The organism is Methanolobus mangrovi, assembly GCF_031312535.1.
GTDB classification, from domain to species: Archaea; Halobacteriota; Methanosarcinia; order Methanosarcinales; family Methanosarcinaceae; genus Methanolobus; species Methanolobus mangrovi.
In genome coordinates this window covers 1994689-2019622 of the sequence record NZ_CP133594.1, presented here as the reverse complement: position 1 = coordinate 2019622, position 24934 = coordinate 1994689, and the positions used below count along the sequence as shown (strand labels likewise).

The following is a 24934-nucleotide window of genomic DNA, read 5'->3' as shown; positions in this document are numbered from 1 at the left end:
CTTTAAGATTTAATTAATGGATAATTTGAATGCTCTCTAATGTATCCCTATAATACATTAGTTTTGGTTCATTTTGACTTTCTCAAGAACCTTGATATTTTGTATACCGGTAGCAGGATAATTGCCCGTCTCATCTTTTTCCGCAGACTTTACCATGTCCCATACAGTAAGCAACGCTACTGAGACACCGGTAAGTGCTTCCATTTCAACACCGGTCTTTCCGACAGAGCGCACCTCTACCTTTGCACAAATAATATTATCGTAAATTGAAAAATCCACATCCACTGAAGTAATTGGGATCTGGTGGCACATTGGAATGAGTTCTGGAGTTTTTTTAACCGCAAGGATTGAAGCTATGCGCGCAGTGGAAAGTACATTTCCTTTCTCAACAGTACCTGTGCGTATCTTTTCTATCGTTGCGTCATTAAGAACTATTTCCCCGGAAGCTATTGCTTTCCTTACAATTATATCTTTACTGCTGATGTCCACCATGACCGCACGGTCATTTTCAATATGTGTGAATGTAGCTTCCAATAAATCACCGTTTTTTAGTCAATTCTTATATTCTGCCTTTGCAGGTAATCTTCAATAGTACTATTTAGTTGTTCTTTCAGGCTTGTGGCTTCATTAAGGTTTAGTTTGAGAATTTCTTCATCCTTACCATGATTTATAGTTATACGAATCCACTTTCTTTCGATGTCCACATTTATCTTTCTGTTTTCCTGCCCCATATCAAAACACCTCTGATATAACATCTGTTATCCGGTCAATTATATCTGTCGCAAGCAAACCGAATCCTTTTTCATCAAACGCAAGATCACCGGCCGCACCATTTATAAAAACGGCACATGCCGCCGCATCCATTGCATTATTGACTGCAAACAATGCACCTGTGATACCCGTAAGTACATCTCCTGTACCACCAACGGTCATCCCGGCATTCCCTGTCCTGTTAAGCCGTGTGTTCTGCCCGTCCGAAATGATATCAACCTTACCTTTCAGAACCACTATAGCCGTATTTTGTCCGGCGAACTGGCTTACTATTTGTTTCTTTTCTGCAAGAGTCCGGGGAACTGCAACCCCTGAAAGACGTGCGAATTCGGCAGAATGCGGAGTTAATATGAATTTACCTTCACTTTTTACTGGCAAATGCAGATCATAGAGAGCATCGGCATCAATCACTGCCTTTTTACATAAAGGAAGGAGCTGCTGTACTGTTTTAAGCGTCGGTGCATCCCTGCCAATTCCGGGACCAATGACGACAACATCATGTGATTCTATAAGGCTCTTCAATACAGGGAGATTTTCAGGGTTCAGCCTGTTACCTGAAAGTGGTACGACTATGAGATTTGATGAAAAGGATGCAACGGTATCTGCAACATTCTCAGGTACGGCCACTGTCACAATATCAGCACCTGTGCGAAGTGCTGCCATGGCTGCAAGAGCCGGTGCCCCGTAATAAGCACCACCACCTATCACAAGAACACGTCCGGAGTTACCTTTGTGAGCATGCTGTTCTCTGTGAACAAGGCCCATTAGGTCACCGGAACCTACGTATTCTTCTGCATCCCTACAAACCCCGATGGGAGCAACCTTCACTTCACCGGTGTATTTCTCACATCCCGGAAGTTCCAGACCGGTTTTCATCCTGTGAAAAGTGATGGTTATATCTGCAAAAACACTTTTAGATATCTCTCCACCATCGAGATCATATCCTGAAGGTGCATCTATGGAGATAATATATGAACCGGATGAATTTATCAGATCTATAGCAGTTGATTCAGGTTCTCTTGGAGATCCTTTTATTCCGGAACCCAGAATTCCGTCAACAATAATATCACTATCCTTCCATCCGGCATAGCTTTCAAGCTCTTTTGAATCAGTTATCTCTTTTAATTCTGTTATACCACTGTATTCAAGCAGAGAGAAATTATGCATTGATTCTTCCGTCCTTATGCGGGAAGAATGACCAAGAAGTATCACTCTTACATCATAGGCATCGTTCAGTGCAAGGTGCCTTGCAGCGACGAATGCATCACCTCCATTATTACCCCTGCCTGATACAAAAAGTACTTTCCCGCAGCTTATTCGGGATGTTATTTCCCGGGCAATTGCAGCACCTGCATTTTCCATTAATTGGACCGGGCTAAGGCCAAGATAAGAACAATTAGCATCTACAGAACGCATTTTTGAAGAAGTGATAGAGAACATAGTTACCTATTTATTCCTTAGTTTGCATTGTATTTATCAGTTGATATGGTCATTTTTCTATTAAATTGAAATCATTTTATACCAAATAATTCTTACACCAAATGGAGGTCATTTTATTAACACCGTTGCAAAAGAGATTAACGCAACTGACAAAACAAAGATCAAACCCACATATCTTATACTTGGAAGTGGGAGTTTTGGTTTTGCATTAGCAAAGGAACTTAGAGAACTTGATAAAGAGATCATCATTGTTGATAAGGATTCACAAAAAGTTGAGACACTTCGTGAAGAGGCCTATGAGGCCATTGTCGGTGATGTGAGTGATCCAGGCCTTTTTGACATAATCAATACCCGGAATCTTGCAGGAATACTTATTCTTAGCTCAGATCCGAAAGCAAATAAAAAAGCTCTTACGAATGTCAGAAATAAAGTGTCCCAGGATATCTACTGTGTAGTGAGGGCTCCTGATGTTATAAACATGCAGGAAATGGAAACTATGGGTGCAGATCTTGTTATCATGCCACCCAGAATGGTAGCAAAGTCCCTTTCAAGATCACTTGAACGTGCAGAGGCGATGCGCAGGGGAAACAAACTGACCCAGTGGTTTGATGTAAACAAAGGCAAAAAGCTTGCAATTGTGGTCCACGATAATCCTGACCCGGATGCTATTTCCAGTGCCCTTGCATTAAAAACGATTGCAGAATCATTTAATGTTCTTGCTGACATCATATATCATGGAGAGATAGGGCATCAGGAAAACAAGGCTTTTGTTAATCTGCTTGGCATAGACCTTTTCAGGGCAGAAGATGTTGGATTTACAGGATATGAGAATTTAGCACTCATTGACTGCGCAATACCCGGGGCTAATAACTCCCTGCCATCCGGTACGCATGTAAACATAATCATTGACCATCACCCGATCACTGATACCGAGATAGATGCTGACTTTATAGATATTCGTCCCCATGTTGGTGCATCTGCCACCATATTGACCAAGTATCTCCAGGAACTCAATGTGGATATCAGCAGTGAGCTGGCAACGGCACTATTGTATGGAATCAGAACTGATACACTTGATTTTAAGAGGAACACTGATTCTGCAGACCTTTCGGCTGCTTCATACCTATACCCCCTCTCTGACCACGATGTCCTTGAACAACTGGAACGACCTTCCATGTCTATCGAGACACTGGATGTACTTGGAGAAGCTATAAACAGCCGTCAGGTAGTCGGAAGTTACCTCCTTTCCAATGTAGGAAGCATACGCAACAGGGATACTTTGCCACAGGCAGCAGATTACCTCCTCAATCTGGAAGGGATATCCACTTCCATAGTATTTGGTGTTACAGAGGAGAAGATCTACATTTCAGGCCGTAGCAATGATATCAGGGTAAACCTGGGGGATGTCATGAGGCGCGCATTCGGTGAAGAGGCAGGTGGAGGACATGCGACTGCAGCAGCAGCACAAATACCTCTTGGAGTATTCACTGCCGCAAAAGACCGCCAGACACTCTTAAGGCTAGTCAACGAAGCAGTTGTAAAGAGATTCTTATCTGCTGTCGGTGTGGAAGAGGCAGACGAATAGTCTCTTCCAAATTTGTTTTTACAACATTGTTACTCAATTATATGCTATATATACTCTATATTGTTTAGTATACTTTTAGCGGAATGTATTTTCGAATAGTAGATTTGCTGCTTGGTGGACTGCAGGCACAATTACATTTAATAACGGTTCAGATGCATGAACCCGGAGCACCAACCACTCATATTAAATGTGCAAGATGGCAGGGGTTGGGAATATGTATAACTCATACTACACAGAAACAACGAAGCATACAAGCGCGTACTAAATAATACATCATAAACCCATATAAAAATAAGCTACTCCATGTGCATACATATTCATACATGTATGTATCTGTATTTGTACCCTCCTTGCAGTGGAAGAATGGACCCAATGCACTGCTACAATGATTGAACTATTAGATCAACAACCAGTGTCTATTTTTACAGGACATACAGCATCATGCTTATAATCTTCTAAGATAGGGATTCGGGAGAAAACATTCTGGAAGTATGTGGGTTCATCCATACCAGAAGACGTTGATAAAATATACTCAATTAGTAATATATATTTTGATACATGCATTTTGGAATATGTTCTTGCTCCAGGTTTGATTTTATTTTATATAGGATACCTGACATCAAACAAAGAAAACTTAACTAAGAACATAACGGTCAGAAGATGAATATCACATTAAGAAGACTGCTTATCCGTGAACTTGAAGAGGAGCTTGAGGCTGCAAAAAAAATAGATGCGGAGAGGCTTGCAGAGGAAATACAGAGAACAGGATTCAATTGCCTTATGTGCGGAAAGTGCTGCCGCCGGGAATTTGGTGATAACCGTGTTGCACTGATGCCAGAGGAGATCAGCAGGATCCATGATGGCAGCAGTCTCACATTAGAAGACATAGCAGAGCCTTTTAACATAGAAGCAGAATCACCTGAAGAGGAGTATTTGCTTCAGAAAGAAACGGACATGGTGGATGAAGAAGGCAACATCCACACATTTGGCTGGATGCTTCAGCGAAAAAAGAACAGGGATTGCATATTTATTCCTGATGAAAGAACGGACAACAGATGCAGCATATATGAACTGCGTCCACACCTGTGCAGCACATACCCATTTTACATGGAAGGGCTCAAGCTCAGAATATCCGAATGTGAGGGACTTGGAAAGGTGATCGGATTGCAGGAAAGCAGGGAACTTGCAGGAAAGGTACTCAATAGATATGTATGTGAACTTCAGGATACCATCCTCACCTATAAGAACTATAATGGATTCATAACTGGTGGAAAAGGCCAGTTAATAGCGGAGTTGAACCTGAAGCAAGGCTACTTAAATTACATCGTCCATAATAGTGAGGGAACTTGTAAGATCACAAAAAGAATCTGAATTTCAGTTTATCGATTGATTTATAATAAATAAAAATTATGCAGGAATAAACATGTCCACTAACAATGAACCTATGACGATCTCTGAGAAGATCTTTTCAAAGGCTGCCGGAAAGACGGTAAAAGCCGGAGAATTCGTACTGGCAAATATAGACAGGGCAATGACCCACGATATCACAGGACCTCTTGCGGTAGAAGGATTCTACGAGATCATGAGGGATAAGGAAGAGAAGAAGGTCTGGGACCCAAGCAAGATAGTGATCCTTTTTGACCACCAGGTTCCTGCGGACTCACTCAATGCTGCACAGAACCACATAATGCTCAGGAAGTTCGCAAAGGAACAGGGCATCATCAACTATGACGTTTACGAAGGTGTCTGCCACCAGGTAATGCCTGAAAAGGGACACGTAAAGCCAGGAGACCTTGTAGTTGGCTCAGACTCCCACACCTGCGCCTATGGCTCACTTGGTGCTTTCTCAACAGGTATCGGTTCAACCGACATGGCGGCAGTCTTTGCATCAGGAAAGCTCTGGTTCAAAGTACCTGAAACCATCAGGTTCGAAGTCGAAGGAAAACTTCCAAAGCATGTCTATTCAAAAGATGTAATTCTCCACCTCATCGGAGATGTAGGTGCAGAAGGTGCAAGATACAAGGCAGCAGAGTATGCAGGATCAACTATAAGATCAATGTCAATGTCCGAACGCATGACCATTTCCAACATGGCTATTGAAATGGGTGGCAAAGCAGGCATCATTGAAGCTGATGAGGTCACAGAAAAGTACCTCAAAGAGCGCATACCTGGCTATGAGTTCGACCCTTACTGGGCATCCGATGAGGGAGCAGCATGTGAACTTCATAAGTACGATGTCAGCAACCTTGAGCCACAGGTCGCATGTCCACACAACGTAGACAACGTCAAACCTGTAACAGAAGTAGAAGGAACAAAGGTTGACCAGATATTCGTAGGCTCCTGTACCAACGGAAGATTTGAGGATATAGAGGTTGTCGCCAAGATGATGGGTGATGAACCTGTTGCAAAGGGTGTAAGACTTCTTATTATCCCTGCATCCAGAACAGAATACATGAAAGTGCTCAGAGCAGGTTATATCGAGCAGTTCATGGAAGCCGGAGCAATGGTGGAGTCACCATGTTGTGGTCCATGCATGGGCGGTTCTTTCGGACTGCTGGGTGACGGAGAAGTAGGACTTGCAACATCCAACCGTAATTTCAAGGGACGTGAGGGAAGTCCGCAATCATTCGTGTACCTGAGTTCCCCTGCAACCGCAGCAGCATCCGCACTCACTGGAGAGATAACAGATCCGAGGAAGATCTGATCTCTTCTTTTTTTTTATGTGTGAGACCAAAAAAGATATATTATACAAATTTATATGATAGTCCAGACGTTGGTATAACCAACACTACCCCGTCATATTGTGTGTGGATTACAACCAACGTCACTAAAACTTCTTTTCAAACATTTTAACTTTAATAGTGGCTTTGCACCATAAAGGTGTAATATGATTACCTTATATTTGGGAAGGATAAATCATGCCAGATACTGACCTCTCAATACTTGACGAACTGTACGGGATAATAATGGACAGGAAAGAGAATCCTGTTGAGAACTCATATGTATGCTCTCTACTTAATCACAGGAAAGGTATTGACAAAATACTGGAGAAAGTAGGGGAAGAGTCAATTGAAACCATACTTGCCGTGAAAAGCGGAAAAAGAGAAGAAATCATATACGAATCATCAGACCTTCTTTTTCACCTTATGGTAATGTTTGTGGCAGAGGGAATAACCCTCGAAGAGATTACCACAGAACTTCAGAAAAGAAGAAAATAGTTTTAATAAACTATCAGTTCGTGGAAAACATCCTTTTTGGATAGAATTCCTTTTGGCTTGCCATCAAACGAAACCAGCAAAAAGCCGATGTCGTGCTTGTCAAAAACCTTTACAGCATTATAAAGGGATGTTTCCGAATCCACCGTAATAAGGTCACGGGTCATTATGTCCTTGACCTTAGCAGTCATTTTTCCACTTGCTACAGCATCGCCTATGTCTGTGAAAGTGACAACACCAAGTATTTCATCGTCATCAATTACAGGTGCCCCATGTATGCTGTGATCTACAAGCAGACGTGCAGTTTCCTGAATTGATGCATTTCCGCTTATTGATATCATATTCAAACGGGCATAGTTTTTAACAGGTTTCTTTGGCAGGGATATCATCTCACTTATAGAGAAGACAAGCGTGTTCTGGGTATCATCCCTTCCAACGATCTCCCCACGGACTATCAGTTTGTTCACAGGGGTAGGACCCATCTGTACACGGTCGCCCTGTTCAAATCCCTTGATATTACCAAGAACCTTGATCATACCATGACAAAGGTCCGGGTGCCTTACTGTAGTAAAACTTATTTGAGCTACTGTTGCTCCTTCAACAAGGTTTTCATTTCTGTAGATGGGGACTGCTGCCTCGTGATCCATTGCAGTGATGCTTAAAGCTTCATAAGCCTCACCTGTTGCTTTGTATCCCCCTTTCGGACCAGGAACACCTTCAACAAGGCCAAGGACTTTCAAAGATTGCATCTGATTCCGGACAGTTCCAGGGTTACGGCTGATAAGCTCTGCAATTTCTTCGCCTTTGACAGCACGATCTTTTTCTCTCTGTAGATTGATCAATGCGATAAGAATATCTTTCTGAATAGGAGTCAGTTCCACAAAATCACCGGTCCATAAACTCAAATATAGTTTATAGATACTCAAAAGAGATATATAAATTGTAGTATCTCCGAAAAATGATATTTGGAGAGATTATATTTATAAGGAATAGGAATTTATATCTTGAAGTGATTTGAGCCAACGACAGGAAGAAACATGATATTTGAAAAAATAAATACCGTCCCTACGGCTGATGAATTACTGGACAAATCATTCAGAAGGGCAACCAGGGCAATGTCAGGAAAAACCATCAGTGGAAGAAAAACTGCTATTGAGGCAAATGAGTCCATGATGCTGACAGCAGCGAACATACTTACAGATAATCTCAAGAACATTGTCAGAAGATTCCCAACTTTTGAAAATCTACAACCTTTTTACTATGAACTGGCAGATGTCATGGTAGGCGTAGATGACATGAGAAAATCCCTGAGCAGACTGGACTGGGCCAGCGCAAAGATACACGAGATAGCAAGGGAGTATGTGGGAAAAATAAGAAAGTCCAGAGATCCACCCCTCGTGAGGAAACAATGTTTCGGGCGAGTTTCATCAATAATATATTCTATTGAAAAGGACCTGTTGTTCCTTAATGAGGCACGAAACAAGCTTCGAAAGCTCCCCTCAGTTCATGATGAACCAACCATTGTAGTTGCAGGATACCCAAACATAGGAAAATCCAGTTTTGTTACAAAGGTTACAGGAGCAACACCTGAGATAGCGCCTTATCCATTTACCACAAAAGGAGTTTCTATCGGACATTTCTTTGTTGGTAATGACAGGTATCAGGTACTGGACACGCCAGGACTTCTTGACAGGCCGATGTCAGATCGAAATGAGATCGAATTGCAGGCAATTACAGCATTAAAGAATCTGGATGCAGTAGTCCTCTTCATAATTGATGCAACTGAAACATGCGGATACGAGGTAGAAGACCAGAAACGCATGCTTGAGGAAGTCCGCAGTGAATTCAAATTACCAGTGCTTGTTGTTGCAAATAAGGCAGATCTGCCGCAATTCATGGAGCTTGATTTCGTAGATATGAAAATGTCCACTGCAACAAATGAAGGTGTCAGTGAAGTAACTTCAACTCTGATCGAGATGGTTAAAAAAGAGATTGAAGAGAAAGAGAGAATTAAAGCAGAAAAAGTAGAGAAGATTGGGACAGATGACCTATAAGGTCATCCTCACAAAACTTTTTCCATTATATTCAGTGCATTTTTCAGATTGTCCATGGATGATGCATAGGAAAGGCGTATATGTCCTTCACCACGGTCACCAAAGGCAGTTCCCGGCACAACTACAACGCCATTGGATACCAGTTTTGATGCAATATCTCCTGAGGTTGAACCTTCGGGCACTTCAGGGAAAGCATAGAATGCACCTTTTGGGGAAGCACAATTCAAACCAATTGAGTTCAGACCTTCTACAAGCATATCCCTGCGGGCTTTGAACTCATCACGCATTGCAAATACTGAATCCATGGGGCCTGCAATGGCTGCAAGTGCAGCTTTCTGTGCAATAGAATTGGCACATGCCTGTACATACTGGTGAACCTTGATCATTTGCTCAGTGTATTCCTTTCTCGCGGCAACATATCCAATTCTCCATCCGGTCATGGAAAATGTCTTGGATACTGCGTTTATCGTGATTACATTATCAGAGAACTGAGCAGGACTTACATGTTCTCCCTCATAGATGAAATGCTCATAAACCTCATCGGATATCAGGGTAATTCCATGATCATCTGCTATCTGGGCAAATGCCTTCATGTCACTTTTACTCTGGACGGCACCTGTGGGATTTGCAGGAGAATTTATGATAATTCCCTTAGTCTTTGGAGATATCTTCTCTACGACATCTTCAGGGCTTACAGTGAGATCATCTGCAAGGTGCAGAGGAACTACTCGGCCACCCATCAAACTCACAAGGGAGTTATAAGATACAAAACCGGGGTTTGCAATCAGTACTTCATCCCCGGGGCCTACAAGAGAGGCTATTGCAAGCTCAAGTGCTTCTGATGCACCTGAAGTTACAATGATCTCATCTGGAGAAACATCGAGTTTATTCTCATTTTTGAATTTGGAAACTAAAGCCTGACGAAGTTCCAGGATACCGGGGCCAGCCGTATAACCTGTGAACCCTTCGTTAATAGCATCTATCGCAGCCTGTTTGATATGCTGCGGAGTATCAAAATCAGGCTGGCCGATACCAAGATTAATGGAGTTTGGGCCTGCTCCCTCAAACATCTTCCTGATCCCGGAAATGTCTATATCTAAAACTCTCTGTGCGAACTTCGATTCAGGCATAATTATCCCTTTATTCAATATTTGTGTGTCTGGATTTCAGATCTTCTTCTGAAGCACCGGTGATGAAGATCAGCTCTGCGATTACTCCATCAAGAAATACACTTGCGGAGGTTTCAAAAGAAGTACCCAGTGGGGTGAGATAAGTGTATTCACCACGCATGTGGCGTTCCATATAGCCCCCAACATCATCCTTTGTTCTGCCCGGGAGAACTATTACAGTATCTGAAAGCTCCCCTAATGTTGAATCTGCATTGGAAGTGATAGTTACAAGTTTAGCACCTATATCTTTGGCAACTTTTCCAAGATTTGCAACAGAGCGTGTCTGTCCGGATCCGGAAATCGCAATGACCACATCATCCTTGCTTACAGCAGGAGTGGTGGTCTCGCCTACAACATGTGATGTAAGGCCAAGGTGCATAAGTCTCATTGCAAATGCTCTTCCGACAAGTCCGGAACGCCCGGCCCCCATCACAAAGACCCTCTTTGCACCCATCAGGTCTTCAAGCATCTTTTTAACAGAATCTTTGTCAAGCTTATCAGCTAAATTCTCAAGGTGTTCAGCCATTAATAAAATAGAAGAAGTTAAATATTCACATTCGTTTAAATGGATTTCTTTCATGGGAATTCCTCATATATGAATCAATCAAAAATTATAGGGCCACTGTTCTTTTCTTTTGCATCATCTTTATAATTGATGCTCTTAAGCTTCCATCCTTCGATACTACTCAACTCTTCATACAAACGCATGATGTCAGAGCCATCTCCGGTCCAGTAGCAGTCTAAGATAGTGTCCTTATCTTTAAGAGCTTCGGTTATGAAACCAGCAAGATGGAAAAGAGCTTTTTTGCTTGAAAAAGGAACATTGAAAGTCGTCCTATACCCATCCTTTGATTTTGCATAAGATACAAGTATATAGCCATGGCCTTCATAATCTGTGATTTCCTCAAAATCACATACTATTTCCAGTTCGTGAACTGCTGAGTGATCAATATTGGATATACCTAAAAGTATTTGCCCAATCACAATATCCGGTACCTGTCTTCCAAACCAGATGGATATTTTACCGTATGTGCAGACTACATTCACATCGTCCCTCCCCATCTCAAAAGAGGATAGGGAGAGATTAGGTGAAATGAGATTTTCTCTGTTTTCTTTTTGGTCCATTTGCTTCACGCAAATTATTTACTTGTGGAAATAAGAGCACTGATCATATTGCGGTCCCTTTTGAGAGTCTTTAGCTGATCCGCAGGTCCTATAACCGTAAGCCTTGATTTTAGAGTGTTCTTTTTAAGAAGTTTCCCTATAAATGAAGTGTCCACTTCTGACGGATAGCTTTCCATTTCTATGCCTGAAAAACCATCAGGTTCGATAAGGGTCATTGTCATCTCGATCAGGCTTGCTTCCTCTTCAGGACTCAGGCCTTTTTCAAGAACCAGTATCTTTCCGCTTTTTACTTCATCAATAATAAACCTGACCTTTTCCACCGGCGTCATTTCAGACAACCTGTGCTCTGATACAAGATCCATCTGGAAGCCCTGCATAGACATCACCCGAACCTCTTTGCAAGCTCTTCATAGAACGTATCTATGTTCTTTCCTTCCAGGGCTGAAATAGAAACCATCGGATGCTGTGGGAAAGCGTCCCTTATAGTTGAAGGGGAGGCCTCTGCAAGATCAACCTTGTTGGCAACTATTAGAAGGGGAAGGTTTCTGGCTTCCATATTACCTATGACAGTTACGTTTACCTGAGTAAACGGATCCTCTGTGGCATCCATTACAAGAATGACACCATCAAGGTTCTCAAGCCACTTTACAGCTTCGATAACACCTTCGGTAGCTTCTTTTGCACGTCTTTTGGACTCGGCTTCATCCATGCCCTGCTCCATGAATTCATGGAAATCGATCTTTGTGGCAAGTCCCGGTGTGTCGATAATATCAAGAGAAATGGAACTTCCATTGGTCTTGATCGTTACGCCTTCCCTGCGTCTTGCCCGCCTTGTTTCGTGAGCAATATGTGAAACAGACCCCATTGCATCGCCTGTCCAGTCCCTTAATATCCGGTTAGCAAGAGTGGTCTTCCCAGCATTTGGCGGTCCGTATATTCCTATGCGAGCATTCTGTTTTTTAAACATTTTCTTAAAAATGTCTGCAAAATTCTTTTTGAATTTCCTGATTACGCCCATTCATTCCCTCCGTAAAGTATCATTATATTAAATTCTGGATAATTTTAGTAGTATAAACACTCATTAACATATAATTTTTATTATCCGAACCTGCAAATCGCTTGTCCGGATATCATAGAACCCTTGACATTGCACAATTTATTGCAATCTCTGCAATATTGGAACCGTAGTCACCTGTTCGGTCAATACTATCTACTACAGTACCAAGAGCAACGACTGATCCATAAGAATTAATTTTCAAAATTGACTCATTGAGTTTATTGATCAGAGGAGACATTCGGGTAACTCTGTCAATTACCTGATTAGCAAGCTCGACATCGAAATTGTATAGGGCATCTATTGCATCCTCTACCACTTTTCTTGATATCTCAGATGTCATTTCTATCATTTCCATGATATCATCAGGGATTGGCGCATCCAGCATCATTGTAATCTTTGCTATTTTGCGTGCGTGGTCCGCTATACGCTCGATAGGGCCTGCTGCCATTCTCAGGTCATGATACTCATCTATAGAGGTTTCAGCTGCATCAGGCAACCTTGCTCCACGCAATATGGAACGGAACTGTTTTGCAATCAGCAGGAACAACCTGTCTACATCATCATCCCTTTGGTCAACATCCAGAGCAAGATCAGTATCAAGAGTCTTAATCGCCTTTATAGCATCCATATGCATGGAATTGGAGATAAGATACATCCTTCTGACACTCTTTTTGATCGAGATCTCATCGGGGTTCAGAAGATCCTGGATAACTACCTTTTTTGCAGTTTCTTCTATAATTTCAGGTCCGATCAGCTTGTAACACATGCTACGGATAACATTCTTCTGTTCGGCGAGTATCCTGTCAGCCTTTACTTCTATAATATCAGAACCTGCGAGGTATGCAGCTATCATGTCCCTTATAAGGGCGTCACCCATTCTCCCGGTAACGTCTATCTGAATCTTCCTGACCGGTGGAGCATCATGTATCGGATCAAGGACTAATTTACCATCCGGCTGCGGTAGTAAACTAACCCTGCTACCTGTTTTGATTCCAACCTTGTCTGCCCAGGTTTTCGGAAGTGATATTATGTAAGTTGAACCACCTGTTTGCTGAACTTTTCTGGTTTCTATTGAAATCCCTCATTCATATCTTAAAAATATTCAAATATATAGATTCCAACGGTCATATATATAGGTACTTCTTATCGAGAATAAATTATATAAATAAGGATATTTAAGCTATATGCATGCAAGAGATTAAAATAAACCATAGTGATACAACCCTGCTAAGGAAAATAATGCCACTGATATGTCTGGCCATACCCTGGGAAGTCTATTTTTATTCCAACTATTCGAGTGGATGGGGAATTAAATTTTCAGTGTTTTACGCTAACTTCGACATCATCTACGGAGTAATCTTCGTAGACCTGTTCCAACAGATGTCCTTGCTTTCCAATGGAGGTTTCCTGCCATCTGTCAGAACCCTTGGATGGGTATTTGGGGCAATTCTATGCATAGCACTTACAGTCTATGAATTGTCCAAGGCAAATATTGAATTTGAGCTGGAAACAAAGATAACAGCCCATATGCTCATAGCATGTGGAATACTCACAGCCATCAGTTCAGTTGCAGTATGGAACAGTACTTTCAAAACACTGCCCATAGCTCCTTTTTTCTTTATAGCATTTGGATACCTGTTACTTAAGGCTGAAAAGGAAGAGAAAAATACGACATAGATCCTTCAACTGAGCTTGGAATAGGTTGCCGTACTCTTTTGAACTGATAGGTAGCTTTGGTTTTTGAGTTACAATATTTAAAAAAGATAAGCCTATAAATGCTAGTTTTGGATTAATGATAGTTCAATAGCATAATTATGAACCAAAATATAATGATAAAGAACAACAATTATATATGCCTAAATAATAATACTGCAATATAATTATGGAAGTTGACACAGCCATAATTATATCGTGCAAAGCTGGAAATTAATTGGAAGGGTGCAGGCAAAATTTAATCCTTTTCTGAAATAAATGCCTGGGTAGTTACGTCTATGGCATAATAGTAGTTCATTGGTATAATATTATACTGAAAAAATAATATGAGATAGTGAGTGACCTCATACCTTATGAGTTCGAATTGCACTATTAGTCTTCCAGGCCAGTCAGCAAAGAAATACGAATATAAATACAGTGAACTAGGTAGCGATCTTGCACCAACGATCAATCTCTTAAAGAGTTCTGTACTCGTTTCATTCTCAGGTGCCCTCAGAATACACATAGCATTCCTCCTGATGCATATTAGCTCTGTGTTTTTCAACTGTCTGGCAGGCGGATTGATCATTTATGCAGTCTACACCCTTGACCGGGCAATGGATGCCGAAGAGGATATGGCCAACAGACCTGAATTAAAAGGAGCGTCGAAGAAAACAGCCCTAATTGTTTCACTTATCTGTTTTTTAATAGGTGCTGCTATCCTTACTGCAAATGGATTAATTATTATAGCTTTTCTTCCGCTGGTAACCGGTTACCTCTACAGCAAGGGTATTAAAATAGGAAAAGTCAATCTGAAGCTCAAGGGCGGCATGGGCATGAAGAACCTCGTAGTTGGAATTACATGGGGGGCCTTTATCGCAGGAATTGCCGGTATTTATGCTGCCACCATTGTTGCGCCACTAATTGTTTTCCTGTATTTTGGCATGAAACTGTTTATAAATTCCACAATATATGATTTTAAAGACATTAAAGGAGACACATTAGCAGGCATAAAGACAATACCCGTAGTACTGGGGGAAAAGAGAGCCAAGATCCTTCTATTCAGTTTGCACCTGTTTTCACACGCAATACTATTGATGGCCATAATTACAGGAATGGTAGCTTTTGAGCCGATAATATTAGTTTACAGCTTTAGCATCGGACTACTATATATCAAAAACTTCGCCGAACCTGTTGAAATAGAAACAAAGGACAGACTTACAAAGAGGCTGTTCATGATAGACGGCGAATCAACCTCAATTGTCGGACTAAGAACTATTTTTACCGGGCTCTTTGCCTGATAAAACTATCAAATTGAAGTGACCTGGCGGGATAATCCTTTGTAATGGTCGAAAAGGTCGCTTCCCCATTTGAGGGAGGATCTATCATAGCCTACAAGATCATCCCGCGGGTCATATGTATCCGGATTGAAGAAAAGGGACATTGAAAAGAAAACATCAGTGACCACAAATGCGATCTTGACATCATCGATCACAAATAATTCAGTATGAGGGGCATTCAAATAGAACTCAAGTTTCTCGCGATGCTCATCCCGTACTTTGGAAAAAACCTTTTCAGTCAGGATCAAAGATGTAGGCACATTCTTTTCAGCTACCCCGACTACAAAATCTGGATATGTGGGAATAAATATGGAAGAAACACCTTTGAGGAAAGAGGATTTGAAAATATTCTCGGTGAAAGTCTTGTGAGATTCGTAAATGTTTTCAATACTATCCGATACCACTTCACAGTTCTTCAGGTCCATGAGATTATCAAGCATACCCTGAGGAATATCACCAAGATAATGTTCTTCCCAGAACGATTCGTTTTTTTCTATGGTCTCAATTATTTCCAGAAATGGTCTGAAGTGCTTGATCATAGCCCTTCCGATAGGAGTTATCTGATAATGTTTATCAGTTTTCTCTATCAGATTATAATTCACCATCTCTTTTATTCTGGGAGATATCTCAGGAGAAGAGACATTGAAATAATCTTTTATGTCGGATAACGTACAGGGTTTTTCCTCAAGCAAAAACAATATATCTTTCCTTTTTTCTGAAAAGGTCAGTATACTTAGAAGCCCTTTTGATTTCACAATAACCACCTAAACTACTCATAAATTACGTATCCAACCAACCGCAAGTAGAGCATATATAATAATATAAAAGTTACTTAATGAGTTATAAGTGTTTTCTAATCAGGCACAGTTGCAGAGAAAATAATCTATGATATCACTTAAATTTGATACATAGTTAACTAAAGTCAACTTGATTAAATTATTAAAACAAAAATACAAAATAAAAAAGAAAGCACTTCAATGTAAGAAGTGCCTCATTCCGGTAAATACCATGGACACGCCTAACCTGTTGGCGGTGTCAATAACTTCCTTATCCCTGATAGAACCACCGGGGGATAGAATATACTTAATACCCTCTTCAGCTGCATGCACCACACTGTCATCGAAAGGGAAGAATGCATCCGATGCCATGGCACATTTTGAAAAGACCTCGTTACAGTAGTCATCAAAAGAAAGATCAAATGCCTCCCGATCATGTATGACCTGAAGGTTCTCACGGGCCTTTGTTACAGCAAGCTTCCTAATTGAGTCAACCCTGTTTGGCTGCCCTGCACCCATTGAAAGCATCATGTAGCAACCATCCTGATATTCATAAGCAAGAGTTACTGCATTTGATTTTACACACTTGCATGCGTGCATTGAGAATTCAGATACAGCGCGCATATCCTCAGGATAGTTAACATCTGTTACACATTCCCATTTATCGTAGATGCCGATGTTCCGGGATTGCTTCAGTATACCACCGTTGACATACTTGTAAGTGTCATTCCTGCTGAAAGGTTCGTTGAATTCAGGAAGTTCAAGAAGTCGAAGGTTTGCACTCTTATTCTTCAAGTATTCAAGGGCATCATGTTCGAACCCTGGCGCAAGGATTATTTCCACAAATTTGCCATTCAGGAATTCTGCTGACTGAACATCAAAAACAGTGTTTGTGCAGATTATACTTCCATAAGCTGATATAGGGTCACCATCCCATGCTGCCTGAAGTGCCTGTAGTAACGTGTTGCCTGTGGCAAGTCCGCATGGGTTGTTGTGTTTTACAATAGTCACAACAGGTTTGGAAGATGACAACTCTTTAACCGTCTGAAGGGCATTATCAGCATCGATATAGTTGTTATAGGATAGTTCTTTTCCATGTAGCTGTTTAGCATTTGCAAGGGTTGGGCCGGTAATACCTGCCTCTTTATAGAATTTCGCTTCCTGGTGCCAGTTCTCGCCGTATCTGAGCGTAACGCCATCAGTATAGTTCAGGCGCAGTACATCTTCACCAAGCAACTCCTTGCTAAGATAAGTGTCAATTGTTGCATCATAATCTGCGGTATGCCTGAAAGCCTTCACAGCAAGTCTTTCCCTGCTTTGTTGAGAAATAATGCCAGTAGAACGAATCTCCTTTAGTACGTGACCATAATCCTTTGGATCGCATACGACACTTACAGAACGATAGTTCTTAGCAGCCGAGCGAAGCATGGCAGGTCCGCCAATATCTATATTTTCAATAGCTTCTTCAAGCAATACGCCTTCTTTTGAGATCGTGACTTCAAACGGATAAAGATTGACCACTACAAGGTCGATCATTTCTACTTCTGCTTTTAGGGCCTCTCCCATATGATCATGGTCATCCCTTATGCAAAGGATGCCACCATGGATCTTAGGATGAAGAGTCTTGACCCTGCCGCCCATCATTTCAGGGAACCCTGTTACATCCGATACATCCATGACCTCAATATCTGCGTCACGAAGCATGCGGGCGGTTCCTCCGGTAGAAATAATCTGTATATCCAGTTTTTCGAGTCCACGAGCAAAATCTACAATTCCGGTCTTATCAGAAACGCTGAGCAGTGCTCTCTTTACCAAAAAATCACCGTATAAGATTGGGGAATATATACTATAAGGTTTCTGGTCAGCATCAGGAATTGAATTTGACAACGGGACAGACGTCGATGCAGTTTCCACAATGTATACATCCTTCGTTAATAATGGCAAGTCCTTTCTTCATTTTAATAGCTCTGTGGCTACATTTGCCCACACAGACTCCGCAGCCGCTGCAAAGCAGAGCTCTTCTCACAGAGAGTTCGACTTTTTTCATGAGCCTTCTTGCATCCCTGTCAGAATCACTTCTCGCAGTAACACTGCCTGAAGCAAATACCTGCGCACGGTCTTCGCCATGGGAAACCATAGCCACACCTTCCATGTAAGATGCCTTTCCTACTGCTTCCAGCATTCCTGTGTGCTCGAGTCTTTCCAGGTCAACCGGGCCATCAAATCCACCTTCAGCAGATATGCCACCTTGTTTACATGGACGATATCCGGAAGTTATGGCAAAGTTCAGGTTATTTTCATTGCTGCCTGTTGGAATAAAACAAATTCCTTTTTTCTTTGCGATTTCCTTCAGTTGAGGTGGCAAATCCTTCCATCTCCAAAAACCGTGTTTGACCCATTCTTCCGAAAGGCCCATGCGCTGCGCATAGGGGAGCAGGTAATCGTTAAGCTTCTTTTCCATTTCAGGATGGGTTTCCTTGAGCCTTACAAGATCAGCCAGTGAACAGGAAGGGCACAACCAGCATCCTATCCTGTCAAAGCCATTCTCATACATCGGATTGAACAGAAGATCATTCTTGAAGATATACAGCCAGACGTGCATAGCAGTCCAGCTCTGAATTGGCGCTGCAGCTACCTGATTTCCAACCCAGGGGTTCTTCCAGACGCGCTCACTTTTAGCTCTTGTGCTGGATTCATATTTTCTCTGCCCTATAAAGGTGAGACACCCACCCTCATAATTATCGTTGATTATCTGTGTAATGGGACCAAGTTTACAAACCTTACAGCACCAGCGAACTTCCACACTGGGTGGACCAAAGCTATCCACTGAATCCCAGAAAGCATCACCAGAGCTTATCATGTTCAGAGGTTTACCATAGCGCTGCGCAACATCGTGGACATTCTGCACAGTTTCAGGGAACTCGATGCCGGTATCGGCAAAAAGAAGAGTGTAATCATCAAGGCATTCACTGACAAGATGAAGCACTGCAAGACTGTCCTTTCCGCCGGAATATGATACTGTTGCCGGACGATTCACAGAAGATGCGACATTCTCGATGAATTTGCGGGAACGGTCTACAAAGTCATTCATATAGACCTCATTTGCTTTTACAACGTCATCCCAGGTTTGTCCTCCGCAGGGAATTGAGAGTTCTGCAGGCTCTTCCTTGGACCGCACTTTAACGGCAACACCTTTGCCCCTTTCAAGCATTTGTTCCCCACTCATACGGGAACGGCCTGTACCAAGCACTTTTCCATCGTGGGTCAGGACTACTACTTCATTCATTTCCTCGATAGAGGGATCAGCATCTTTAACTCCGGGGGCAAGTAGACTTGCACCGCCAAGGATGAATTTTTCAGCTCCCTCGTCAACGGACACCCAGCTTTTAAGGGTTTTGTGATCAGCATTATCAAATATACGACGTGCACCATTCAGCCTTAGGAGCAAGACCCATTTCAGGTGTTCGAGTTCAAAACGGATAGTTCCTATGACCTCACCGTCAACAATCACCTCATCCATGCGGTCGTCATAAGGGGACTTATTCATGACCACTACTCGTTCATCAGTTATCAGCGGGGCATTGAACTGTTCAATTGAGAGTTTATTGACAAGGTCTATATCATACGGAAAAGCAGGGCGTATATCTCCCGGAGGAGTTACAGTTACCTGTTTTGTTGAAGTTCCACAGGAACATTCTTTTCCAAGCACAGGAACATTACATGAGGGGCACCAGTAAAGGAGCAATTCGCCGAGGTAAAGAGCTTTTGACATTGTGCATCCTCGAGATTGAAGTTTTAAATACTTTTTGGCAAACCTGCCTTAGAAAAATTTTGATGCAAAAGAAGCTTTTACTTTACACATATCAGAATAACTACAGCTATTGCACAGCGGACTTTCTTTTTTATCAGGCATTGTTCCTTCTTTTATTTTCCTGACACGGCTGATGGCCTGCAGGACCTGCCTGCGGTCGGTTGAATGTATGCTGACCTTCCTGAAAAGTCCTGATCTTGCATACAGGACAAAACCGGATTTTACAGTGCTGCCATATATATCTTCAGCAAGCATTGCAAAAGAAGTCAGATGTAACCTGTCGCTTACCCACACGCCATTTTCGGGAACACTGCTCGTTTTGATAACAACAGGAATGAAAGAACCATCAATTTCCACAAGTCTGTAAGGAATGCCTGTAACATTGAGTTTTTCAGAATACATGAAAGGCTCTTTATCCAAAAGTAATAGTTTTTCAGCCAGTCGGGATATATCATGAACTTTGGCCTGCGAAGACAGATTCTGGCGCATATCATCAAAATACTCCTTTATATGTTCTGATGCCTCATCGATTACTTCAGGCGCAACTCCTTCCATTTCATCCGGGTAGATCAGGAGTATATCTTCCAGTACCTGTGTAAGCACTCTTTCGATATCCTCATATAAAACATCGTCTTTTGACGAAGGGGTGTTCAGCAGATGAGAAAAGGACATGGCCATCTCTTTTAGTATAATGTGCTCTACATATGAAAGCGGAGAAGAATATATGGGTTCATGGCCGCGGCATGAGTAATATAACTTCCTCGCGCATGAAAAATATACGGATAATTCGGAAACCGTTATTTTTATTTTTTCATTTTTAAGAAACATATTTTTATAGTGGATATATACCATAGTATAAATAAACAAATGTTTTGGTTGCGAGCTAATCGACAATAAACGAACTTGTATTCGTTAAATATATATGTTAATCTACCCTTAGGAATATAAAGCATGAATGAAGACGAATCGCATGGAATGGTTCGCCAGCGTCTTGCAGAAAAGATGGCAGGCGAGATTACGCTATCTGAGAAACCTGGCGAGACCTTGAAAAAATGGCGATTGAACTTCGAGATCGCACAGACTGACCTTTCCGGTTATCTGAGTGTTTCTCCATCCGTTATCAGTGACTATGAAAGTGGCAGGAGGAAATCTCCGGGCACACTTATTGTGAGCAGAATAGTCGAAGCTCTTCTCGAAATAGATTCGCAGAGGGGAGGGCAGAAAATTCATGCTTATGAGGGGATACTTTTCGCAGATAAAACGTCAAAGGCCATTTATGCTACATATGAATACACATTTCCCATGCAGGTTGCAAAGCTTGCCAATATCATTCAGGCAGATATCGTTAACAAGGGAGTAGAAAAACCGCTTTACGGTTTTACCGTTGTTGACAGTAAAAAAGCTATTCTCGAGCTTTCGTCCCATGAATTCCAGAAACTCTACGGGTGGAGTACCGAGCGCGCAATGATATTCACCAAGGTCACAAGTGGTAAATCACCAATGGTTGCCATAAGGGTCACAAACCTGAAACCTGGGGCTGTTGTAATGCACGGACTGCGTGGAAGTGAGGTTCACATGATGGCAAAGAAGATGGCTGAAATTGACAGGATTCCCCTTCTTGCAACAACAATGGACATTGATGAAATGGTAGAAGCATTGAAAAAATACAGCGAATACCACATTATCGAGTAAATATCATATTTGAACGGTGTTAAGATGAGTGTAGGGATAGTCTCATATGGTGCCTATGTACCACAATATAGAATTAAGATCGATGAAATCGCCCGTGTATGGGGAGACGATGCAGAGATACTCAAATCAGGACTGATGGTCTTTGAAAAATCAGTTCCCGATGTTGATGAAGATGCAGCTACTATTGCAGTGGAGGCTGCAAGAGCCGCAGTTTCAAGATCAGGCATAGATGCACAGAGAATAGGTGCTGTGTATACTGGTTCTGAAAGCCATCCTTATGCTGTCAAGCCTACCAGTACTATCGTCGCAGAAGCAACGGGTGCAACACCAGTCCTTACTGCTGCTGATTTTGAATTCGCATGTAAGGCAGGAACAGCTGCTGTTCAGGCATGTATGGGACTTGTTTCTTCAGGCATGATAGACCTCGGACTTGCTATTGGTGCTGATGTAGCACAGGGTGCACCAGGAGATGCACTTGAATACACTGCCGCGGCAGGCGGTGTTGCTTATGTGATCGGCAACAAGGAATCAGAACTTGCAGCTATCATAGAAGATACATACTCTTTTACAACCGATACTCCTGACTTCTGGAGACGTGAAGGTATGCCATATCCTGAACACGGCGGCAGGTTCACAGGAGAACCAGGATACTTCAAACATGTTACAAACGCTGCAAAGGGCCTTATGGAAAAAATAGACACGAAACCTGCTGACTATGATTACGCAGTTTTCCACCAGCCTAACGGAAAGTTCCCAACCCGTGTAGCTAAGATGCTTGGATTCAGCAAGGAACAGATCAAACCGGGACTTGTCGTCCCAAGGCTTGGAAACACATATTCAGGCTCATGCATGATGGGAATAGCAGCAACACTTGACCAGGCAAAACCCGGAGACCGTATATTTGCAACAGCATTTGGATCTGGAGCCGGTGGAGATGCTTTCAGCATAACCGTGACTGACAGGATAGAAGAGATACGTGACAATGCACCAAAGGTTGAGGAACTGCTTGCAAACCCAACCTACATAGACTACTCCAAGTATGCGAGACACAAAGGAAAGATAAAGGTAGCATGAGGTGTGAAAAATGAGAGATGTAGCAATCATAGGTGTCAAGAACACAAAATTTGGCGAACAATGGGACCGTTCCTTCAGGGACCTCGTTGTTGAGGCAGGAGTAGGTGCTGTTGACGATGCTGGTGTAGTCGGTGGGAAAATAGACTCAATGTTCGTCGGGAACATGAGTGGCGGACAATTTGTCGAGCAGGAGCACATCGGAGCACTTATCGCTGATTATTCAGGTCTTGCAAAGGACATTCATGTACCTTCAACACGTGTTGAGGCTGCCTGCGCTTCAGGCGGACTGGCACTGAGACAGGGAATATATGCTGTGGCTTCAGGAATGGATGATATTGTCATTGCTGCCGGAGCAGAGAAGATGACAGATGTGCCTTCAGCAAAAGCATCATCAGCCCTTGCGGCAGCTGCTGACAGGGAATGGGAAGGTATTATGGGAGCGACTTTCCCCGGATTATATGCAATGATAGCAAAGATGCATATGCACAAATATGGGACCACAAGCGAACAGTTAGCATCAGTCGCCGTGAAGAACCATCACAATGGACAGCATAACCCCATAGCTCAGTACAAGAGCCCGATAACCGTTGAATCTGTACTCAAATCAATAATGGTAGCAGATCCACTTCACATATTCGATTGTTCACCCATTACGGACGGTGCTTCTGCTGTGGTGCTTGCGCCTGCAGATATCGCCCATGAATTTACCGATACCCCAATCTATGTGAAGGCAACAGCACAGGCATCTGATACTATTGCACTTCATGACCGCAGGGACATAACAACCCTGGATGCAAGTGTAGTAGCCGGAAGAAGAGCATATGAAATGGCAAAGATGGGACCAAAGGACATACAGCTTGTAGAGGTCCACGATTGCTTCACGATTGCCGAAATATGTGCTATTGAAGATCTTGGCTTTGCAAAGAAAGGAGAAGGTGGAATCGTAACCCAGAATGGGGAGACTGCAATCGGAGGAAGGATACCTGTAAATACTTCAGGCGGACTAAAATCCTGCGGACACCCTGTGGGAGCCACCGGTGTAAAACAAGCCATTGAGATAGTAGAGCAGCTTCGTGGAGAAGCCGGAAAACGTCAGGTTGACGGAGCTGAGATAGGAATGACCCACAATGTGGGAGGTTCCGGGGCGACTGCTGTTGTACACATATTCTCGAGGAACAGGTGATTATCATGTCAGTACCACGATTTTGGAGAAAGCAGTTAGCAAGGTACAATCTTATAGGCACACACTGTAAGAAATGTGATGACTACTTCTATCCACCACGCAACATGTGTCCTGCATGCAGGCGTGAAGGTGAGATAGAGGATTTCAAGTTCTCCGGTAAAGGAGAAGTAATGACATACACTGTTATCCATACTGCTGCCGAAGGTTTTGAGAACCAGACTCCTTATGTTCTCGGAATTATTAAACTGGAAGAAGGTCCAAGCCTTACAAGCCAGATAATATGCGATCCTAAAGACGTATCTATCGGCATGAAAGTAAGTCCTGTATTCAGGAAGCTGGGACAGGATGGCGAACAGGGTATGATCTACTACGGTACCAAATTTGTCCCTGACAAATGTTAGAAATTGAAGTCAAAGCCCGTGCCGACCACCAGCAGGTAAAAGAACTGCTGGCAGGTATGGGTGCTAATTTTATAGGTGTCCAGCATCACTGTGACACCTACTTTAATGCCCCTCACAGGGATTTTGCAAACACTGATGAAGCACTTAGGATACGCTCCGTTGACGGCAGGTCAGTCATGACCTACAAAGGCAAGAAACTGGACACCGTATCCAAGACCCGCGAGGAATTCGAGACTGAAGTGGACGGCGGAAATGCCAGAAGTATTCTTCTTGCATTGGGATTCTACGAATCCGGCGTTGTCAAAAAGACAAGAGAGATCTTCAAATATGGAAATATGACCATCTGCCTTGACAGCGTGGGAAGTCTCGGCGAATTCATTGAAGTGGAGATTACTGCTGAATCAGATATTGAATTCCATAGTAAGCAGATATTCTCATTTTTGGATAAATTGGGTATTGGAAAAGAGGATTCCATCAGGACATCTTATCTTGAGATGGTGTTGGAGAAATAAATTATAAGGCAAGTGTAGAGCACCAAAGATCTAAATT

The 24934-nt window shown here is 42.4% G+C and carries 26 protein-coding genes; 12 read left to right on the top strand and 14 right to left on the bottom strand.

What is annotated here, in order from left to right; all coding sequences use genetic code 11:
* Nucleotides 1-57: 57 nt before the first annotated feature.
* From moaC to RE476_RS09770, 3 genes are read right to left on the bottom strand one after another with little or no spacing between them, the layout of a single operon-like run.
* Nucleotides 58-534: a cyclic pyranopterin monophosphate synthase MoaC gene (gene moaC, locus RE476_RS09780; RefSeq protein WP_309307458.1), complete on the bottom strand. Its 477-nt coding sequence runs from the start codon at nucleotides 532-534 to the stop codon at nucleotides 58-60.
* Between the two features lie 14 nt (nucleotides 535-548).
* Nucleotides 549-731, bottom strand: a complete 183-nt coding sequence (locus tag RE476_RS09775; RefSeq protein WP_309307457.1) for a hypothetical protein — start codon at nucleotides 729-731, stop codon at nucleotides 549-551.
* Nucleotide 732: 1 nt separating this feature from the next.
* The gene (locus RE476_RS09770; RefSeq protein WP_309307456.1) at nucleotides 733-2211 is read right to left on the bottom strand and encodes an NAD(P)H-hydrate dehydratase; all 1479 of its coding nucleotides are present in this window, start codon (nucleotides 2209-2211) and stop codon (nucleotides 733-735) included.
* A 115-nt stretch (nucleotides 2212-2326) separates the two neighbouring features.
* On the opposite strand from RE476_RS09770, the gene RE476_RS09765 reads away from it, so the two are divergent.
* The 4 genes from RE476_RS09765 (at nucleotide 2327) to hisE (ending at nucleotide 7014) form a co-directional block, all read left to right on the top strand.
* On the top strand, nucleotides 2327-3796 hold the full coding sequence (locus RE476_RS09765; protein ID WP_309309597.1) for a DHH family phosphoesterase: 1470 nt from the start codon (nucleotides 2327-2329) through the stop codon (nucleotides 3794-3796).
* Between the two features lie 660 nt (nucleotides 3797-4456).
* Complete coding sequence (locus tag RE476_RS09760; protein ID WP_309307455.1) at nucleotides 4457-5167, top strand: YkgJ family cysteine cluster protein; 711 nt, start codon at nucleotides 4457-4459, stop codon at nucleotides 5165-5167.
* 52 nt (nucleotides 5168-5219) lie between these two features.
* Complete coding sequence (locus RE476_RS09755) at nucleotides 5220-6500, top strand: 3-isopropylmalate dehydratase large subunit (protein WP_309307454.1); 1281 nt, start codon at nucleotides 5220-5222, stop codon at nucleotides 6498-6500.
* A gap of 214 nt (nucleotides 6501-6714) precedes the next feature.
* Nucleotides 6715-7014, top strand: coding sequence for a phosphoribosyl-ATP diphosphatase (gene hisE, locus RE476_RS09750; protein WP_309307453.1), 300 nt, complete (start codon nucleotides 6715-6717; stop codon nucleotides 7012-7014).
* A gap of 2 nt (nucleotides 7015-7016) precedes the next feature.
* Here hisE and RE476_RS09745 read toward each other — a convergent pair whose 3' ends face one another.
* Entirely contained in the window at nucleotides 7017-7892 is an 876-nt protein-coding gene (locus RE476_RS09745) for a CBS domain-containing protein (RefSeq protein WP_309309596.1), read from the bottom strand.
* Between the two features lie 156 nt (nucleotides 7893-8048).
* Between RE476_RS09745 and RE476_RS09740 the strand changes: the two genes are divergently transcribed.
* A complete protein-coding gene (locus tag RE476_RS09740; RefSeq protein WP_309307452.1) occupies nucleotides 8049-9065 on the top strand; it encodes an NOG1 family protein in 1017 nt (338 codons plus the stop codon).
* An 8-nt stretch (nucleotides 9066-9073) separates the two neighbouring features.
* Here RE476_RS09740 and RE476_RS09735 read toward each other — a convergent pair whose 3' ends face one another.
* The 6 genes from RE476_RS09735 to RE476_RS09710 all read right to left on the bottom strand — a co-directional run bounded on the left by RE476_RS09735 (nucleotide 9074) and on the right by RE476_RS09710 (nucleotide 13488).
* Nucleotides 9074-10195, bottom strand: a complete 1122-nt coding sequence (locus RE476_RS09735; RefSeq protein ID WP_309307451.1) for a pyridoxal phosphate-dependent aminotransferase — start codon at nucleotides 10193-10195, stop codon at nucleotides 9074-9076.
* A gap of 10 nt (nucleotides 10196-10205) precedes the next feature.
* Nucleotides 10206-10814 carry a 6-phospho-3-hexuloisomerase gene (gene hxlB / locus RE476_RS09730; RefSeq protein WP_309307450.1) on the bottom strand — a complete coding sequence of 203 codons (609 nt, stop codon included), beginning with the start codon at nucleotides 10812-10814 and terminating at the stop codon, nucleotides 10206-10208.
* A gap of 20 nt (nucleotides 10815-10834) precedes the next feature.
* Nucleotides 10835-11359, bottom strand: coding sequence for a hypothetical protein (locus RE476_RS09725; RefSeq protein ID WP_309307449.1), 525 nt, complete (start codon nucleotides 11357-11359; stop codon nucleotides 10835-10837).
* Between the two features lie 14 nt (nucleotides 11360-11373).
* On the bottom strand, nucleotides 11374-11736 hold the full coding sequence (locus RE476_RS09720) for a DUF2073 domain-containing protein (protein ID WP_309309595.1): 363 nt from the start codon (nucleotides 11734-11736) through the stop codon (nucleotides 11374-11376).
* A 5-nt stretch (nucleotides 11737-11741) separates the two neighbouring features.
* Nucleotides 11742-12377 (bottom strand): Era-like GTP-binding protein, encoded by a 636-nt coding sequence (locus RE476_RS09715; RefSeq protein WP_309307448.1) that lies wholly within the window; start codon nucleotides 12375-12377, stop codon nucleotides 11742-11744.
* 112 nt (nucleotides 12378-12489) lie between these two features.
* Nucleotides 12490-13488 (bottom strand): PhoU domain-containing protein, encoded by a 999-nt coding sequence (locus RE476_RS09710; RefSeq protein ID WP_309309594.1) that lies wholly within the window; start codon nucleotides 13486-13488, stop codon nucleotides 12490-12492.
* 116 nt (nucleotides 13489-13604) lie between these two features.
* On the opposite strand from RE476_RS09710, the gene RE476_RS09705 reads away from it, so the two are divergent.
* Together RE476_RS09705 and RE476_RS09700 are read left to right on the top strand one after the other, a co-directional pair.
* Nucleotides 13605-14093, top strand: coding sequence for a hypothetical protein (locus RE476_RS09705; RefSeq protein ID WP_309307447.1), 489 nt, complete (start codon nucleotides 13605-13607; stop codon nucleotides 14091-14093).
* A gap of 389 nt (nucleotides 14094-14482) precedes the next feature.
* Entirely contained in the window at nucleotides 14483-15409 is a 927-nt protein-coding gene (locus tag RE476_RS09700) for a UbiA family prenyltransferase (protein ID WP_309307446.1), read from the top strand.
* A gap of 8 nt (nucleotides 15410-15417) precedes the next feature.
* On the opposite strand, the gene RE476_RS09695 is transcribed toward RE476_RS09700, so the two are convergent.
* From RE476_RS09695 to RE476_RS09680, 4 genes are all read right to left on the bottom strand, one after another.
* Nucleotides 15418-16203: a helix-turn-helix transcriptional regulator gene (locus RE476_RS09695; protein WP_309307445.1), complete on the bottom strand. Its 786-nt coding sequence runs from the start codon at nucleotides 16201-16203 to the stop codon at nucleotides 15418-15420.
* 219 nt (nucleotides 16204-16422) lie between these two features.
* Entirely contained in the window at nucleotides 16423-18039 is a 1617-nt protein-coding gene (purH, locus tag RE476_RS09690; RefSeq protein WP_309307444.1) for a bifunctional phosphoribosylaminoimidazolecarboxamide formyltransferase/IMP cyclohydrolase, read from the bottom strand.
* 52 nt (nucleotides 18040-18091) lie between these two features.
* The gene (locus RE476_RS09685) at nucleotides 18092-19996 is read right to left on the bottom strand and encodes a phosphoadenosine phosphosulfate reductase domain-containing protein (RefSeq protein ID WP_309307443.1); all 1905 of its coding nucleotides are present in this window, start codon (nucleotides 19994-19996) and stop codon (nucleotides 18092-18094) included.
* 48 nt (nucleotides 19997-20044) lie between these two features.
* Nucleotides 20045-20863, bottom strand: a complete 819-nt coding sequence (locus tag RE476_RS09680) for a Dna2/Cas4 domain-containing protein (protein ID WP_309307442.1) — start codon at nucleotides 20861-20863, stop codon at nucleotides 20045-20047.
* A gap of 123 nt (nucleotides 20864-20986) precedes the next feature.
* On the opposite strand from RE476_RS09680, the gene RE476_RS09675 reads away from it, so the two are divergent.
* From RE476_RS09675 to cyaB, 5 genes are read left to right on the top strand one after another with little or no spacing between them, the layout of a single operon-like run.
* Nucleotides 20987-21727 carry a helix-turn-helix domain-containing protein gene (locus RE476_RS09675; protein ID WP_309307441.1) on the top strand — a complete coding sequence of 247 codons (741 nt, stop codon included), beginning with the start codon at nucleotides 20987-20989 and terminating at the stop codon, nucleotides 21725-21727.
* 24 nt (nucleotides 21728-21751) lie between these two features.
* Nucleotides 21752-22801, top strand: coding sequence for a hydroxymethylglutaryl-CoA synthase (locus RE476_RS09670; protein ID WP_309307440.1), 1050 nt, complete (start codon nucleotides 21752-21754; stop codon nucleotides 22799-22801).
* Between the two features lie 10 nt (nucleotides 22802-22811).
* A complete protein-coding gene (locus RE476_RS09665) occupies nucleotides 22812-23984 on the top strand; it encodes a thiolase domain-containing protein (RefSeq protein ID WP_309307439.1) in 1173 nt (390 codons plus the stop codon).
* Nucleotides 23985-23989: 5 nt separating this feature from the next.
* A complete protein-coding gene (locus RE476_RS09660; RefSeq protein WP_309307438.1) occupies nucleotides 23990-24385 on the top strand; it encodes a Zn-ribbon domain-containing OB-fold protein in 396 nt (131 codons plus the stop codon).
* The gene (cyaB, locus tag RE476_RS09655; RefSeq protein WP_309307437.1) at nucleotides 24379-24897 is read left to right on the top strand and encodes a class IV adenylate cyclase; all 519 of its coding nucleotides are present in this window, start codon (nucleotides 24379-24381) and stop codon (nucleotides 24895-24897) included. The genes RE476_RS09660 and cyaB overlap by 7 nt, the downstream gene beginning before the upstream one ends.
* Nucleotides 24898-24934: the final 37 nt, after the last annotated feature.

Bases quoted from the DNA above. Each gene is read 5' to 3' on its own strand.
- RE476_RS09735 (WP_309307451.1), bottom strand. From the start codon at position 10,195: ATGCCTGAATCGAAGTTCGCACAGAGAGTTTTAGATATAGACATTTCC.
- RE476_RS09740 (WP_309307452.1), top strand. From the start codon at position 8,049: ATGATATTTGAAAAAATAAATACCGTCCCTACGGCTGATGAATTACTG.
- RE476_RS09760 (WP_309307455.1), top strand. From the start codon at position 4,457: ATGAATATCACATTAAGAAGACTGCTTATCCGTGAACTTGAAGAGGAG.
- RE476_RS09775 (WP_309307457.1), bottom strand. From the start codon at position 731: ATGGGGCAGGAAAACAGAAAGATAAATGTGGACATCGAAAGAAAGTGG.
- RE476_RS09705 (WP_309307447.1), top strand. From the start codon at position 13,605: ATGCAAGAGATTAAAATAAACCATAGTGATACAACCCTGCTAAGGAAA.
- RE476_RS09720 (WP_309309595.1), bottom strand. From the start codon at position 11,736: ATGCAGGGCTTCCAGATGGATCTTGTATCAGAGCACAGGTTGTCTGAA.
- RE476_RS09715 (WP_309307448.1), bottom strand. From the start codon at position 12,377: ATGGGCGTAATCAGGAAATTCAAAAAGAATTTTGCAGACATTTTTAAG.
- RE476_RS09670 (WP_309307440.1), top strand. From the start codon at position 21,752: ATGAGTGTAGGGATAGTCTCATATGGTGCCTATGTACCACAATATAGA.
- RE476_RS09700 (WP_309307446.1), top strand. From the start codon at position 14,483: ATGAGTTCGAATTGCACTATTAGTCTTCCAGGCCAGTCAGCAAAGAAA.
- RE476_RS09660 (WP_309307438.1), top strand. From the start codon at position 23,990: ATGTCAGTACCACGATTTTGGAGAAAGCAGTTAGCAAGGTACAATCTT.
- hxlB (WP_309307450.1), bottom strand. From the start codon at position 10,814: ATGAAAGAAATCCATTTAAACGAATGTGAATATTTAACTTCTTCTATT.
- RE476_RS09675 (WP_309307441.1), top strand. From the start codon at position 20,987: ATGAATGAAGACGAATCGCATGGAATGGTTCGCCAGCGTCTTGCAGAA.
- cyaB (WP_309307437.1), top strand. From the start codon at position 24,379: ATGTTAGAAATTGAAGTCAAAGCCCGTGCCGACCACCAGCAGGTAAAA.
- RE476_RS09685 (WP_309307443.1), bottom strand. From the start codon at position 19,996: ATGTCAAAAGCTCTTTACCTCGGCGAATTGCTCCTTTACTGGTGCCCC.
- RE476_RS09665 (WP_309307439.1), top strand. From the start codon at position 22,812: ATGAGAGATGTAGCAATCATAGGTGTCAAGAACACAAAATTTGGCGAA.
- hisE (WP_309307453.1), top strand. From the start codon at position 6,715: ATGCCAGATACTGACCTCTCAATACTTGACGAACTGTACGGGATAATA.
- RE476_RS09770 (WP_309307456.1), bottom strand. From the start codon at position 2,211: ATGTTCTCTATCACTTCTTCAAAAATGCGTTCTGTAGATGCTAATTGT.
- RE476_RS09680 (WP_309307442.1), bottom strand. From the start codon at position 20,863: ATGTTTCTTAAAAATGAAAAAATAAAAATAACGGTTTCCGAATTATCC.
- RE476_RS09755 (WP_309307454.1), top strand. From the start codon at position 5,220: ATGTCCACTAACAATGAACCTATGACGATCTCTGAGAAGATCTTTTCA.
- RE476_RS09725 (WP_309307449.1), bottom strand. From the start codon at position 11,359: ATGGACCAAAAAGAAAACAGAGAAAATCTCATTTCACCTAATCTCTCC.